The 12981-nt window shown below is 63.0% G+C and carries 13 protein-coding genes; 10 read left to right on the top strand and 3 right to left on the bottom strand.

The genetic code is table 11. The features are described from left to right. Both ASG68_RS01675 and ASG68_RS01670 read left to right on the top strand, forming a co-directional pair. Positions 1-618 carry a hypothetical protein gene (locus ASG68_RS01675; protein ID WP_062583718.1) on the top strand — a complete coding sequence of 206 codons (618 nt, stop codon included), beginning with the start codon at positions 1-3 and terminating at the stop codon, positions 616-618. 6 nt (positions 619-624) lie between these two features. Next, complete coding sequence (locus ASG68_RS01670) at positions 625-1101, top strand: GNAT family N-acetyltransferase (protein WP_062583639.1); 477 nt, start codon at positions 625-627, stop codon at positions 1099-1101. Positions 1102-1110: 9 nt separating this feature from the next. Here ASG68_RS01670 and ASG68_RS01665 read toward each other — a convergent pair whose 3' ends face one another. Next, positions 1111-1572 carry a nucleoside deaminase gene (locus ASG68_RS01665; protein WP_062583640.1) on the bottom strand — a complete coding sequence of 154 codons (462 nt, stop codon included), beginning with the start codon at positions 1570-1572 and terminating at the stop codon, positions 1111-1113. A gap of 76 nt (positions 1573-1648) precedes the next feature. Here ASG68_RS01665 and ASG68_RS01660 point away from each other — a divergent pair, with 76 nt between their 5' ends. Genes ASG68_RS01660 through ASG68_RS01650 form a run of 3 tightly spaced genes read left to right on the top strand, consistent with a single transcriptional unit; the run spans position 1649 to position 5080 of the window. Beyond that, positions 1649-3631 carry a pseudouridine synthase gene (locus tag ASG68_RS01660; RefSeq protein WP_062583641.1) on the top strand — a complete coding sequence of 661 codons (1983 nt, stop codon included), beginning with the start codon at positions 1649-1651 and terminating at the stop codon, positions 3629-3631. Positions 3632-3637: 6 nt separating this feature from the next. Then, positions 3638-4198 carry a 16S rRNA (guanine(966)-N(2))-methyltransferase RsmD gene (gene rsmD / locus ASG68_RS01655; protein ID WP_062583642.1) on the top strand — a complete coding sequence of 187 codons (561 nt, stop codon included), beginning with the start codon at positions 3638-3640 and terminating at the stop codon, positions 4196-4198. A gap of 18 nt (positions 4199-4216) precedes the next feature. Further along, positions 4217-5080, top strand: a complete 864-nt coding sequence (locus tag ASG68_RS01650; protein ID WP_062583643.1) for a patatin-like phospholipase family protein — start codon at positions 4217-4219, stop codon at positions 5078-5080. Here the strand turns inward: ASG68_RS01650 and ASG68_RS01645 are convergent, their stop codons facing one another. Further along, entirely contained in the window at positions 5081-6937 is a 1857-nt protein-coding gene (locus tag ASG68_RS01645) for a monovalent cation:proton antiporter-2 (CPA2) family protein (protein ID WP_062583644.1), read from the bottom strand. 165 nt (positions 6938-7102) lie between these two features. On the opposite strand from ASG68_RS01645, the gene ASG68_RS01640 reads away from it, so the two are divergent. From ASG68_RS01640 to ASG68_RS01620, 5 genes are all read left to right on the top strand, one after another. Further along, positions 7103-8464 (top strand): TldD/PmbA family protein, encoded by a 1362-nt coding sequence (locus tag ASG68_RS01640; protein WP_062583645.1) that lies wholly within the window; start codon positions 7103-7105, stop codon positions 8462-8464. 57 nt (positions 8465-8521) lie between these two features. After that, on the top strand, positions 8522-9334 hold the full coding sequence (locus ASG68_RS01635) for a 3'(2'),5'-bisphosphate nucleotidase CysQ (RefSeq protein ID WP_062583646.1): 813 nt from the start codon (positions 8522-8524) through the stop codon (positions 9332-9334). A gap of 59 nt (positions 9335-9393) precedes the next feature. Continuing rightward, entirely contained in the window at positions 9394-9630 is a 237-nt protein-coding gene (locus ASG68_RS01630; protein ID WP_062583719.1) for a DUF4170 domain-containing protein, read from the top strand. A gap of 103 nt (positions 9631-9733) precedes the next feature. Beyond that, on the top strand, positions 9734-11047 hold the full coding sequence (gene waaA, locus ASG68_RS01625; RefSeq protein ID WP_062583647.1) for a lipid IV(A) 3-deoxy-D-manno-octulosonic acid transferase: 1314 nt from the start codon (positions 9734-9736) through the stop codon (positions 11045-11047). A 27-nt stretch (positions 11048-11074) separates the two neighbouring features. Then, a complete protein-coding gene (locus ASG68_RS01620) occupies positions 11075-11782 on the top strand; it encodes an HAD family hydrolase (protein WP_413813979.1) in 708 nt (235 codons plus the stop codon). A 20-nt stretch (positions 11783-11802) separates the two neighbouring features. Here the strand turns inward: ASG68_RS01620 and ASG68_RS01615 are convergent, their stop codons facing one another. Continuing rightward, positions 11803-12900: a flagellin gene (locus ASG68_RS01615; RefSeq protein ID WP_062583649.1), complete on the bottom strand. Its 1098-nt coding sequence runs from the start codon at positions 12898-12900 to the stop codon at positions 11803-11805. Positions 12901-12981 lie beyond the last annotated feature (81 nt).

The raw sequence follows: 12981 nt of genomic DNA, 5'->3' as shown, positions 1-12981 counted from the left end.
ATGGGAATGACGCGAGAGTTTCGACTGTATGCCGGCCTGTTCGGCATTGTGGCTGGCAGTCTTGTTCTGACCGGCTGCATTGGCGGCCCGACCTACGGTACGGACAAGACCGCTGGCGAGCAGTTGATCGAGGGTCTTGGCAGCGCGGTCAGTCTCGAAGGTGAAAAGCCCAAGAACGTCAAGTACCAGCCGCGCCCCGGTCTCGTCCTGCCGCCGGAAGGCGAGCAGACCGCGCTCGTCCAGCCGCAGACCAATCTCGCCTCCAAGGAAAACCCGCAGTGGATCGAATCTCCCGAAGAGACGCGCCAGCGTCTGCGTGAGGAGGCCGACGCCAATGCTGACAATCCGGGCTACGTCTCGCCGCTCGCAAAGGCCAGCGCCAATGGCCGCGCCCTGAGCAAGAGCGAGCAGACCCAGGCCTATCGTGAAGCCCGCAAGATCCAGATGGGTGCCTATGCCGACAAGCGCCGATTCCTGAGCGACCCGCCGCTGGAATATCGCAAGCTGCCGGAAGAGGCGACGGCCGATCTCGGCGAGCCCGAGCAGGTCAAGGAGCGCCGCCGCAAGAAGGAAGCTGCGATCAAGGGCAGCGGCAAGAAGTGGTATCAGATTTTCTGATCGCCGATGTTCACCATTCGCGACGCCACCCCCGATGACGCGGGAACCATCCTGCGTTTCATCACCGAACTTGCCATTTATGAAAAGGCCGAGCATGAGGTCGAGGCGACCGTCGAGTCCGTTACGGATTCGCTATTCGGCCTGGCCTCGGTGTCACAGGCCGCGATTTGCGAGCGCGATGGCATGCCGGTCGGTTTCGCCGTCTGGTTCTACAGCTATTCCACCTGGCTTGCCCGCAACGGGCTCTATCTCGAAGATCTCTATGTGACGCCCGACCAGCGCGGCACGGGCGCCGGCCGTTCGATGCTGCGGCATCTGGCGCGGATCGCGGTGGAAAAGGGTTGCGGCCGCTTCGAATGGAGCGTGCTCGACTGGAATGAACCGGCGATCAAGGCCTATGAGGCGATCGGCGCCGAGCCCTTGAGCGAATGGACGCGCTATCGCCTTGCCGGCCCTGCGCTTGAAGCCTTCGCCGCCGGTTGAGGCTCCTCGTCAGCGCCGTGCGGCAAAGAAATCCCGGAGGATTTCGGCGGCACTTGTTTCTGACAGTCCCGAATAGACATCCGGTGCATGATGGCAGGTCGACTGGCTGAAGAAGCGCACACCATTGTCGACGCCGCCACCCTTTGGGTCTTCCGCGCCATAGTAAAGCCGGCGCATGCGGGCAAACGAGATGGCGGCCGCGCACATGGTGCAGGGTTCGAGTGTGACGTAGAGATCGGCGCCGGTCAGCCGTTCGTCTCCGATCGCGCGGGCCGCCTGGCGGATCACCTCGATCTCGGCATGGGCAGTGATGTCGTTGCGTTCGCGGGTGCGATTGCCGGCGCGGGCCAGCACTTCGCCGTTGAGGACGAGAACGGCGCCGACAGGCACTTCACCGCGTTGTGCGGCAGCTCTTGCCTCATCCAGCGCCAGATCCATGAACCGGCCGGTTTCAGCCCCAGTTTCGCTCATCGTCGAGACCCGTGATAATTTCTCTTAACCCCAGGGCTTCGACCTGATAGGACAGCCCAAAAGGCAGGCAACACAAATGACATTCAAAGACAAGCCCCAGCGGCCTGGCGGTAAGCCCGCACGGTCCGACAAGAAGCCCTATACCGGCGCGCGCAAGGCCGCTGCCGATCACGCGGGCGACGAAAAGAGCGAAACCGCCAAGCCGCGCAAGCCACGGCCGACGGCAACGGAAACTGTTGGTGTGGATACACCACAGCGCATTTCCAAGATTCTGGCGCGCGCCGGCGTGGCCTCGCGCCGCGATATCGAGCGGATGATCATGGAGGGCCGTGTATCGTTGAACGGCAAGCTGCTTGACAGCCCGGTCGTCAACGCAACGCTTGCTGATCATATCGAAGTGGACGGTCAGCCGATCCGCGGCATCGAGCGCACCCGCCTCTGGCTCTATCACAAGCCGTCCGGCCTGGTGACCACCAATTCCGATCCGGAAGGCCGCCCGACAGTGTTCGACAACCTGCCGGAGGACCTGCCGCGCGTTTTGTCTATCGGCCGCCTCGATATCAACACCGAAGGCCTGCTGCTGCTGACCAATGACGGCGGCCTTGCACGCGTGCTGGAACTACCCTCGACCGGCTGGCTGCGCCGCTACCGCGTCCGCGCCCACGGCACGATCGAGCAGGCGGAACTCGACAAGCTGCGCGATGGAATTGCCGTGGATGGCGTGCTCTACGGCGCCATCGAAGCGACGCTGGACAAGGTTCAGGGTTCCAATGTCTGGATCACCATGGGCCTGCGCGAAGGCAAGAACCGCGAAATCAAGAATGTGCTCGGCGCGCTGGGTCTCGACGTCAACCGGCTGATCCGCATTTCCTACGGTCCGTTCCAGCTTGGCGATCTGCCGGAGGGACACGCCCAGGAAATTCGTGGCCGGACACTGCGCGACCAGCTCGGCCCGCGCCTGATCGAGGACGCCAAGGCGAACTTTGACGCGCCGCTGTTCGACAACGAGCCGGCCGAAGAGACAAAGCCCCAGAAAAGCGAATGGGCCGCCGGCAAGCCGGAAGGCCGCGAGCGTGGCGGCTTCAAGGAAAAGGCCGGCGACAAGCGCGAGCGTGCCCTGTCGCGTCTCGACACCCGCCGTGACGACAAGGGCGGCGCGCGCCCGGACCGCAAGGAGCGCGGCGGACGCGATGCGCCGGCTGCACGGTTTGACGACCAGCCGAAGCGCGAGCCCGGTTTCCGTGCCCGCAAGACCAATGTCTGGATGGCGCCAGGTGCCAAGCCCTTGCCGGAAAAGAAGCCGAAGGACGCCCAGGCGGCAGACGTGTCGGAAAAGCCGGTGCGCCGCGAGCGTCCGGAAGGTGCCCCCGCCGTCAAGCGTTATGGCAAGACCAAGGACGGCCTGCCGACAAAGTCGAACCGCAAGTTCGATCCGGATCGCAAGAAGGCCTCCGTCTACGATCGCCCGGATCGCGGTCCGCGTGTCATCGTCACACGTGATGATGACGACAGGGACTGGATCAGGGCATCCGAAGAACCGAGCCGCGATGAAGGTCGCGGTGGCGACCGCAGGCGCGGCGATGACCGCGGCGCCCGCAGCTTCGGCGATCGTCCTCCGCGTGGCGACAGCCCCCAGGGAGATCGTCCGCCGCGCCGTGATGGCGACCGTCCGGCCCGCCGCGAAGGTGGCGAAAAGCCGTTCGGCGAGCGCAAGCCGCGTGCCGAAGGTGCCCGTTCCTTCTCCGATCGCCCGCGCAGCGACCGCCCCGCAGGCGACCGCCCGCAGGGTGACCGGCCGCGCAAGCCGTTCGGCGAAAAGTCGTTCTCGCGCGAGGATGGCGACCGCAAGCCACGTGATTTCGGTGATCGTCCTCCTCGCGGCGATCGTCCGGCCGGTGACAAGCCGCGCGGAAAGTCCTTCGGTGGCAAGCCGGGTGGCGCTAAGCCGTTTGCCGGCAAAACCGGTGGTCCCCGTGGCGGCAAGCCCGGCGGCGGCGGAAAGCCTTCTGGTGGTGGCCGTCCGGCAAGTGGCGGCAAGCCGCGCGGACGCGGGAACTAAGCGCGGGTGCGGATCGTCGGTGGCGAGTTTCGCGGGCGCGTTCTGGAGACGCCCAGATCCAACGACATCCGGCCAACCACGGACCGGACGCGTGAAAGCCTTTTCAATATCCTGAGCCACGCCTTTCCGGAGGCTCTGGATGGTGCGCGTGTTCTCGACCTGTTTGCCGGCACCGGCGCGGTCGGGCTCGAAGCCCTGTCGCGCGGTTGCCGTCAGGCCCTGTTCGTCGAAATGGGCGCCGAGGGCAGGGGGCTGTTGCGCACCAATATCGAAGCGTTCGGCCTGACCGGCCGGGCGCGTGTCTTCCGCCGCGATGCCACAGACCTCGGCCCGGCCGGCACGGTCGAGCCGTTCCATTTCCTGTTCGCCGATCCGCCCTATGGCAAGGGCCTGGGCGAAAAGGCGTTGACATCGGCGGCGAAGGGCAACTGGCTGGTCGATGGCGCGCTTGCCATCCTGGAAGAACGGGCCGATGTCGTCCCGGCGTTGCAGGACGGGTTCACCTTTATCGAAGATCGCCTGTTCGGCGATACGAAGATGCATTTCTACCGCTACAGCGCTGCCTGATACGGAGCGACGCCGGACATGACATCAGGCCTCGAAACAACGTCATCGGATCCGACAATCGCCATCGCCTTCGGCGGTGGAGGTGCACGCGGTCTGGCGCATATCCATGTCATCGAAGCGCTGGATGAACTCGGCATTCGCCCGGTCGCCATCGCCGGCTCGTCGATCGGTGCGATCATGGGTGCCGGCATGGCGTCGGGCCTCACCGGCGCGGATATTCGCAGCCACACGCTGGCAACCGTTGGCCGACGCACGGAGATCTTCAATCGGCTGTGGAGTCTTCGCCCGACAAGCCTCACCCAGGCGATGACCGGCGGTTTCCGGTTCGGCCAGTTCAATATCGAGCGGATTCTGCCGGCCTTCCTGCCGGATACGATCCCCAAAGATTTTGCCGATCTGCAAATCCCGCTCAAGGTGATGGCGACGGACTATTACGGCCAGACGGAACGCGTCTGCACCAGCGGCGACCTGTTTCAGGCGTTGGCGGCTTCGGCGGCGCTTCCCGCTGTGTTCATGCCGGTGCGCATCGACGGCCGCGTGATGATCGATGGCGGCATCTACAATCCCGTGCCGTTCGATCATCTGACAGGCCTTGCCGATATCGTCATCGGCGTCGATGTCGTCGGCGGGCCGGATGGCGATGGCGAAACCATGCCGAGCCGGATCGACAGCCTCTTTGGCGCCAGCCAATTGATGATGCAGTCGATCATCGCCATGAAGCTGAAGGCGCATCCGCCGCAAATCCTGCTGCGCCCCGAGGTCAGCCGCTTCCGCGTCATGGATTTCCTGAAGGCGCAGGACGTGCTGGCGGCAACGGCCGGCGTCAAGGATCAGTTGAAGACGGCGCTTGATGCCGCCTTCAAGGTCCATCAAAAAGCCTGATCAGCCTCTATCGGCGCTTGCGATAGCGTCACTCACCGGCTTGGGCTTGGCGGCCGGGAGCATGTCGTCGTCCGCGGCGAGTGATGGCGCCTGTTCGCGTTTCGGCTTCATCAACGGCTCGGGCTTGACGGGCTGGAAATGCAGCATGTCGCGGCCGGCGCTGATGCCCTCCGCTTCCTGGATCACCAGCCGGGCTTCGTCGCGGCGGCGAATATCGTCGGTGATCGCCAATGCCTCGTCGTCGCCTATCCCGAGCCCTTCCAGCGTCTTGCGGCCGAACACGAGGCCGGACTCGAAGGTTTCTCGCAATTCGTAATCGACCCCGCGCGCCCTGAGCGACAGGGTGTGCTGACGGTCGTAGGCGCGGGCATAGATGCGGGCATTGGGATATTCCGCCTGCACCATGTCGACGATCTTGTCGGTGATCTCCATGTTATGCGTACAGACGGCGACGATCTTGGCTCGCTCGATCCCGGCGGCACGCAAGACATCCAGCCGCGTCCCATCGCCGAAATAGATGCGGAAGCCGAAGGTCGCGGCCTGGCGAACGCGCGCCGCGGAATGATCGATGATCGTCACCTCGCGGCCACCGGCCAGCAGGATCTGCGAGGCGATCTGGCCGAAACGCGAAAAGCCGATCATCAGCACGTCCGCGCCGGCGCCGTCGAAATCCTCCTCGAGTTCCTCCGCCACTTCGTCCTGTTCCTGGATCAAAAGATTGGCGAGCGCCGATGCCGGCGGCGTCAGCGCCATGGACAGCGTCACGATGACGATCAGCAGCGAGGCCCAGCCGCCGGAAAACACGCCGGCTGCCGCCGCCGCTGTGAACAGCACGAAGCCGAACTCCCCTCCCTGCGGCAGGAGCAGTCCGATGCGCACGGCATCATTGTGCGTCGAACCGGTCATGCGGCACAGCGTATAGATGATCACGGCCTTGACCAGCATCAGCGCCGGGACGGCGATCAGGATGATCTCGTAATTGTCGAGGATGACGTCGATCTTCAGCGAAAGCCCAACGGCCATGAAGAATAGGGCCAGCAGCAGGCCACGAAACGGCTCGATATCGGCTTCCAGTTCATGGCGGTATGAGGATTCTGCGAGCAGGACGCCGGCGAGGAAGGCACCCATGGCCATCGATAGACCGGCAAGCTGCATCAGCGTTGCCGCGCCCAATACCACCAGAAGCGCTGCCGCGATCATCACCTCGCGGGCGCCGGTACGGGCAATGATCTGGAACAGCGGATTGATCAGATAACGTCCGGAGATGACCATGATCAGGATGGCTCCAACAGCGATGCCGAAATCCTCCAGTGGCGGACTGGTATCTTCCGGCGCCTGCAGCGCCAAGAGCGGAACCAGCGCCAGCAGTGGCACGATCGCCAGATCCTGCAGCAGCAGCAGCGAGAAGGCTCGCTGTCCGTAACGCGTATTGGTGTCGCCTTTTTCGTCGAGGATCTGCAGGGCAAAGGCGGTGGACGAGAGTGCCAGGCCGAAGCCGGCCATGACGCTGCCGCCCCAATCCAAGAGACCGGTCGCAAAGACGATGGCGGAAACTGCAGCACCCGTCACCAGCACCTGCGCGGTGCCGAGACCGAAAATATCGCGGCGCATCTGCCAGAGGCGGGATGGTTTGAGCTCCAACCCGATGACGAACAGCAGGAAGACGACACCGAGTTCGGCGACGCCAAGAATCTGCTCGCCATCACTGATCTGATGCAGGATCGGACCGATGATGATGCCGGCTGCGAGATAACCGAGAACGGTGCTGAGGCCGAGCTTCTTGAAGATCGGCGCTGCCACGACGGCGCCGCCAAGCAACACCAGGGTTTGTGTATCGATGGCTGTTGTCGTGGACATGCGTCTGTTCTTTCTCGGGCCGCGAACATGTCCGCGGGTACTGTTCATTGACATTGGGATTGCCCGAAATCCGCGATTTCAGGCGGGTACCGGTGAAGAATCAGGATATGCCCTTGATGCCCGTGTCACTGCACAATAAATGGAGCGGGAATGAAAGGCTAAATCATGTCCGATACTCTCGATTCCGGTGTTCTCCAGACCGACGTTTTGCAGGCAAGGGCCGCCGAACTTCTCGATCTCGCGCTGAAGGCCGGTGCCGATCAGGCCGATGCCGTCGTCATCCGCGGCCGCTCCCGCTCCGTGTCGGTACGGCTTGGCAAGGTCGAGGGAACGGAAGCATCGGAAAGCGATGATTTCTCGCTCCGCGTCTTTGTCGGTCGCCGCGTCGCCAGCGTCTCGGCCAATCCGGGCTTCGACCTGAAGATGCTGGCCGAGCGCGCCGTCGCGATGGCCAAGGCGTCTCCTGAAGACCCCTACGCCAGCCTCGCGGACGCAAGCCGGTTGGCGCAGTCCTACCCGGATCTCCAACTCCACGATGCAACCGAAGTCTCCACCGAGGCCCTGACCGCTGCCGCGCTTGAGGCCGAAGAGGCCGCGCTTGCCGTTTCCGGCGTGACGAATTCCAGCGGCGCCGGCGCGTCCGCCGGCATGGGCGGACTTGTTCTCGTCACGTCGCATGGCTTTTCCGGTTCTTACATGGGTACCCGCTTCGGCCGCTCCGTCAGCGCCATTGCCGGTGAGGGCACCCGGATGGAGCGCGACTATGATTTCGACAGCCGCCTCTATTTCGCCGATCTGAAACCCGCCTCCGAGATTGGCCGCACGGCCGGAGAACGCGCGGTGGCGCGCCTCAACCCACGTCAGGTGCCGACCCAGAAGGATGTGACCGTCGTGTTCGATCCGCGCATGGCGCGCGGCTTTGCCGGCCATATTGCCGGCGCGATCAACGGTGCCTCCGTTGCCCGCAAGACGACCTTCCTGCGTGACATGATGGGCAAGCAGATCATGAAGTCCGGTATCCGCGTCACCGACGATCCGCTGATCGTGCGCGGCTCCTCCTCGCGTCCCTTCGATGGCGAGGGGGTCACCGGGCAGAAAATGTCGATGATCGAGGACGGGATGCTGCAGCATTGGTTCCTGTCGACCTCCACCGGCCGCGAACTCGGGCTGGAAACCAATGGACGCGGCGTGCGCGGCGGTCCGTCCGTTTCCCCGGCTTCCACGAATTTTGCACTGGAACCAGGCGATATCTCGCGTGAAGACCTGATCCGCAATGTCGGGACGGGGTTCTATGTGACCGAACTGATCGGTCATGGCGTCAACATGCTGACTGGCGAATACAGCCGCGGTGCATCAGGTTTCTGGATCGAGAATGGCGAGTTGACCTTCCCGGTCTCGGAAGTCACGATTGCCTCGAACCTCAAGCGGATGTTCATGGCCATCACTCTGGCCGACGATATCGATCGCAAATTCGGTGTTGCGGCCCCGACGCTTGCCATCGAGGGCATGACATTGGCGGGCAAATAGCCGCCGCCAGCCAATCTTCAACGCGGCCGGTGGGCCGCGGGAAATGGAAAGATCGATATGAATGCCGTCCGCCCGTCGCCGGAGCAATGGACCAGCGATCTGGAATTGATCACCGTGGCGGCGAAGGCTGCGGGCGAGAAGGCGCTGTCCTATTTCCGCAAAGACCCCGACGTCCAATGGAAGAACGAGGGACGTTCGCCGGTCACCGAGGCGGACTATGCAGCCAACGACGTCCTCAAGGAAAAGCTCCTGACGGCACGGCCGAACTATGGCTGGCTGTCGGAGGAGACCGATGACGACAATGCGCGGCTCGGCTGCGATACCGTCTTCGTCGTCGACCCCATCGACGGAACGCGGGCCTTCATCGCCGGCAAGGACGTGTGGTGCGTCAGCGTTGCCGTCGTTCATCTCGGCCGTCCGGTGGCCGGTGTCCTGTTCGCCCCCGCGCTCGAAGAGCTTTTCCAGGCAAGCGCGACAGGGCCGGCGATCAAGAACGGTGCCGCAATCGAGGCGAAGGCCAGGAACGGCACCGAGGTCCGGATCGCGCTCGCCGAGGACACCGTGAAATTGCTCGAGCCTACCTACAGGACGAGCGTATCGCGCACGCCGCATGTACCCTCTCTCGCCTACCGGATCGCCATGATCGCCGATGGCCGGATTGATGGCACAGTGGTGAAGAAGAACTCGCATGACTGGGATCTCGCGGCCGCCGATCTGATCCTGCAGCGGGCAGGCGGTGGACTTTTCAACCTTGACGGTCAGCCGCTTTCCTACAATCGCCCAAATGTTAGCCATACCGTCCTGTGCGCCGCTGCCATGCCCGCTTTGCCGGCCTTGATTGCCGCTGCACAAGGGTTGGAGGGCCATTGACCTTTCCAGTCGAATGCCGCAAACCACAGGAAAATACGTCAAGAAGAATGGAAGATCTGATGGCTCAGGATTCGGAAAAGAAACAGCGGCTGCACCTGGTGTTCGGCGGCGAACTGACGACGCTGACCGGCGTGGAGTTCCGCGACCTGGAAAAGCTCGATATCGTCGGCATTTACCCGGACTATGACACTGCGCTGACCGCCTGGAAGTCCAAGGCCCAGTTGACGGTCGATAATGCGCATATGCGTTATTTCATCGTGCACATGCACCGGCTGCTGGACCCGGAACAGGCTTGATGCCGTTACAATCCGGACAGATCGGCGCCGGGTCTGAAAAGGCCATGGCGGCAAGTGCGGCGGTTCCTTTGACGGTCGGCCGCGCCAGCGGAGATTTTCTGTCATGAGCCGTACGCTCGCCCGGCTGGCGCTGTCCAGCTATCGCTGGATCGGTTCGGCGATCTATCCCTTCGTCTGGTCCTATCTCGCGGCCCGTGCGGCCAAGGGCAAGGAGGATTCCACCCGTCGCCAGGAACGGTACGGGCACGCCAGCGCTGCGCGGCCCCAAGGCCCGCTGGTCTGGTTCCATGCCGCCAGTGTCGGCGAGACGACGGCGGTCATTCCGCTGATCAGGGAAGTCGCCCGCCGTGGTATTTCGGTGGTTTTGACAACCGGCACGAAAACCTCGGCGCATGTCGCCTCCGAGCGTCTCGGGTCCAACATCATCCATCAATACGTCCCGCTCGATTTCAAGCCGGCCGTCGCCCGCTTCCTCGATTACTGGGAACCGGATCTCGCGATCATCGCCGAATCCGAAATCTGGCCGATGACCATCGTCGAGCTCGGGCATCGCCATATCCCGCAGGTTTTGGTCAATGGCCGCCTGTCGGACCGGACCTTCGGCCGCTGGAAGAAGCGTTTGTGGCTGGCCGATGCGCTGTTCGAGAACCTGGCACTGGTCATCGCCCAGTCGGAACTCGATGCCGACCGCTTCCGCACGCTAGGTGCCCTGCCGGTCATGGTATCCGGCAACCTTAAGGTCGATACCGACGCGCCGCCGCATGACGGCCATGCGCTTCGGCATTATCGCCAGCAGATCCGGGACCGGAAGACCTGGGCGGCAATCTCGACATTCGAGGGCGAGGAGAATGCCGCCGGGATCGTTCATCGCGCCCTGAAGGAGCGCACGGGCCTTCTTACCATCATCGTGCCGCGCCATCCCGAGCGTGCCGATGCGATCGAGTCCATGCTGACGTCGAAGGGCCTGAAGGTCGCGCGCCGTACCCGCAACGATCCGATCACGCCGGAAACGGATATCTTCCTCGGCGACACGATCGGCGAAATGGGGCTTTACCTGCGCATGACGGAAGTGGCCTTCGTCGGGCGCTCGCTGTTTGCCGAGGGCGGTCAGAACCCGCTGGAGCCGGCCATGCTCGGCTGCGCCATACTGTCGGGCGGCAATGTCCAGAATTTCCGCGACACCTACCAGATGCTTGCCAAGAACGGCAGCGCCAAGATCATCCGCGATGTCGAGATGTTGGCGAAGGGCGTCAACTATCTGCTCGTCAACGACGAGGTGCGTCGCAAGATGATCGATGCCGGGCTCGAAACCGTGCATGAAATGCGCGGTGCGCTGTCGGCGACGATCCGGGGACTGGAGCCCTACATCAATCCGCTGACGGTGAAGGCGCGGTTGCAACCGCGCGGCGACAACTGATCTCCATTCTTTTCAAGCGGGATGCCCATGACGACCGACAAGACCATCACCGGCATCCTCTTCGACAAGGACGGCACGCTGCTCGATTACGCGAAAAGCTGGGTGCCGGTGAACTATGAAGTGGCGAGCATCGCCGCCAATGGCGATGACGCTCTGGCGCGCCGCCTGCTGGTCGCGGGTGGTATGGATCCCGACACCGGCTACGTGACGCCCGATAGTCTGCTTGCCGCCGGAAACACGATGGAGATCGCCACCGGCATGGTCGCCGCCGGCGCGCCCTATACTGTCGAGGCGCTGACGGTAAAGCTCGACGGGCTGTTTGCGAATTCGGCCGCCTATGCCGTCCCGGTCACCGATCTCTCGGCCTTCTTTGCCGGCCTGCACGCCAAGGGCTACCGGCTCGGCGTCGCCTCCAGCGACAATGAGCGCTCGATCCGTGAAACCGCCAAGCGCTTCGGCTTCGACGGCTATCTGCATTATGTCGCTGGTTATGACAGCGGCTTCGGCACCAAGCCGCAGCCCGGCATGGTCATCGGCTTCTGCGAGGCGACGGGGCTTGCACCCCATCAGGTCGCGGTGGTCGGCGACAACAATCACGATCTGCACATGGGCCGCAATGCCGGCGCGGGCATGACCGTCGCCGTTCTGACCGGCACCGGCTCGCCGCAATCGCTTGCGGCGGCCTCGGACCATTGCTTGAACGACATCACCGAACTGGAAACGGTCCTGCGCTAGCCGCACCGTTTCCTTCGATCCTATTGGAACAGCTGCATCAGCAGCGACGGTGCATTATTGGCGATGTTCAGCGCCTGCACGGCCAGCTGGACCTGCGACTGGATGGCCTTGAGCTTGGTTGAGGCATCGCTCATGTCGGCATCGACGAGCCGTCCCACACCCTTCTGAATCGTGTCCGTCAGGGTCTTGTTGTAGTCCGTCTGCATGTCGATGCGCATGCTGAGCGAGCCGAGCGTCGCGGCACGGTCCGTCAGGGTCGAATGGATGCCCTCATAGCGCTCGAGCAATGTATCCACCGCGTAATCGACGAGATCGTCCGGGATTTCGCCCATATGGGCGGCGCTGAACATGTCGTCGGTCTGGGCGCCGTTGATGAAAGAAATCTGGGTGTGGCCGTTGAAGGCCGGCAGCCAGGCCGTGGTCTTGGCGGGATCGTCATGGGGCACGCCATTGGTCATGCCATCGGCCTGCGGGGTGTCGACAAGGCCATTCTCGGCGGAAATGGCGCTGTTGGCGTTCTTGTAGCTCGCCGGCCCGAAGACGTTGAGATTGCTGTCGCCGTAGATGTTGATGACGCCGATCCGGCCCTTCGTATAGCTGGCGACGATGCCGCCGAAGACGATATTGGCGTCCGGTGGCGTCATCTCGATATATTTCAGTGTCTTGCCATTACCGTCGACATAGCTTTTCTCGGTGAAGTTCAACTCACCCGGCGCCAGAAGGTTACGGCCGTTGAACGAGGCGGATTGCGTGGTCGAAAGGAACTGCTTCTGCAGCTCGTAGATCTCGGCACTCATCTTGTAGCGATCGATGCCGGGTTCGCGCATGGCAACGATCTTGCTCTTGATGTCGGAGGTGATGTCGACCAGGTCTTCCATCGCCTGGTAGGAAACATCGACCAGGGCTGCGCCCAGTTCCAGCGCGTCAATAACCGTGCTGGTCGCCCTGGTGGTGTTGCGCATGTCGGTGGCGATCGACCAATAGGCCGCATTGTCAGCCGCTTCGGAAATGCGCATGCCCGTCGTCATGACATTTTGAAGCTTGTCGTGGGTTGAATCGTTATGGCGCAGAATCGCCAAAGCGGCGGTGGCCGCCGAGTTGAAGCTGATATTCGTCATGTAAGGTCCGCTACGAAAAACAAAAAACGGAGGTTACCAAGTGTGGTTAATCCAGAGTGCCGCAGACTGGTTAATACTCGG

It is taken from the genome of Rhizobium sp. Leaf453 (assembly GCF_001425605.1).
In the GTDB taxonomy this organism is placed as follows: Bacteria; Pseudomonadota; Alphaproteobacteria; order Rhizobiales; family Rhizobiaceae; genus Pararhizobium.
Note: the sequence above shows the minus strand (reverse complement) of the source record. Positions and strands in the feature narration are given on the sequence as shown.

Bases quoted from the DNA above. Each gene is read 5' to 3' on its own strand.
- ASG68_RS01670 (WP_062583639.1), top strand. From the start codon at position 625: ATGTTCACCATTCGCGACGCCACCCCCGATGACGCGGGAACCATCCTG.
- ASG68_RS01630 (WP_062583719.1), top strand. From the start codon at position 9,394: ATGGCTCAGGATTCGGAAAAGAAACAGCGGCTGCACCTGGTGTTCGGC.
- ASG68_RS01635 (WP_062583646.1), top strand. From the start codon at position 8,522: ATGAATGCCGTCCGCCCGTCGCCGGAGCAATGGACCAGCGATCTGGAA.
- waaA (WP_062583647.1), top strand. From the start codon at position 9,734: ATGAGCCGTACGCTCGCCCGGCTGGCGCTGTCCAGCTATCGCTGGATC.
- ASG68_RS01640 (WP_062583645.1), top strand. From the start codon at position 7,103: ATGTCCGATACTCTCGATTCCGGTGTTCTCCAGACCGACGTTTTGCAG.
- ASG68_RS01665 (WP_062583640.1), bottom strand. From the start codon at position 1,572: ATGAGCGAAACTGGGGCTGAAACCGGCCGGTTCATGGATCTGGCGCTG.
- ASG68_RS01675 (WP_062583718.1), top strand. From the start codon at position 1: ATGGGAATGACGCGAGAGTTTCGACTGTATGCCGGCCTGTTCGGCATT.
- ASG68_RS01645 (WP_062583644.1), bottom strand. From the start codon at position 6,937: ATGTCCACGACAACAGCCATCGATACACAAACCCTGGTGTTGCTTGGC.
- ASG68_RS01660 (WP_062583641.1), top strand. From the start codon at position 1,649: ATGACATTCAAAGACAAGCCCCAGCGGCCTGGCGGTAAGCCCGCACGG.
- ASG68_RS01650 (WP_062583643.1), top strand. From the start codon at position 4,217: ATGACATCAGGCCTCGAAACAACGTCATCGGATCCGACAATCGCCATC.
- ASG68_RS01620 (WP_413813979.1), top strand. From the start codon at position 11,075: ATGACGACCGACAAGACCATCACCGGCATCCTCTTCGACAAGGACGGC.
- ASG68_RS01615 (WP_062583649.1), bottom strand. From the start codon at position 12,900: ATGACGAATATCAGCTTCAACTCGGCGGCCACCGCCGCTTTGGCGATT.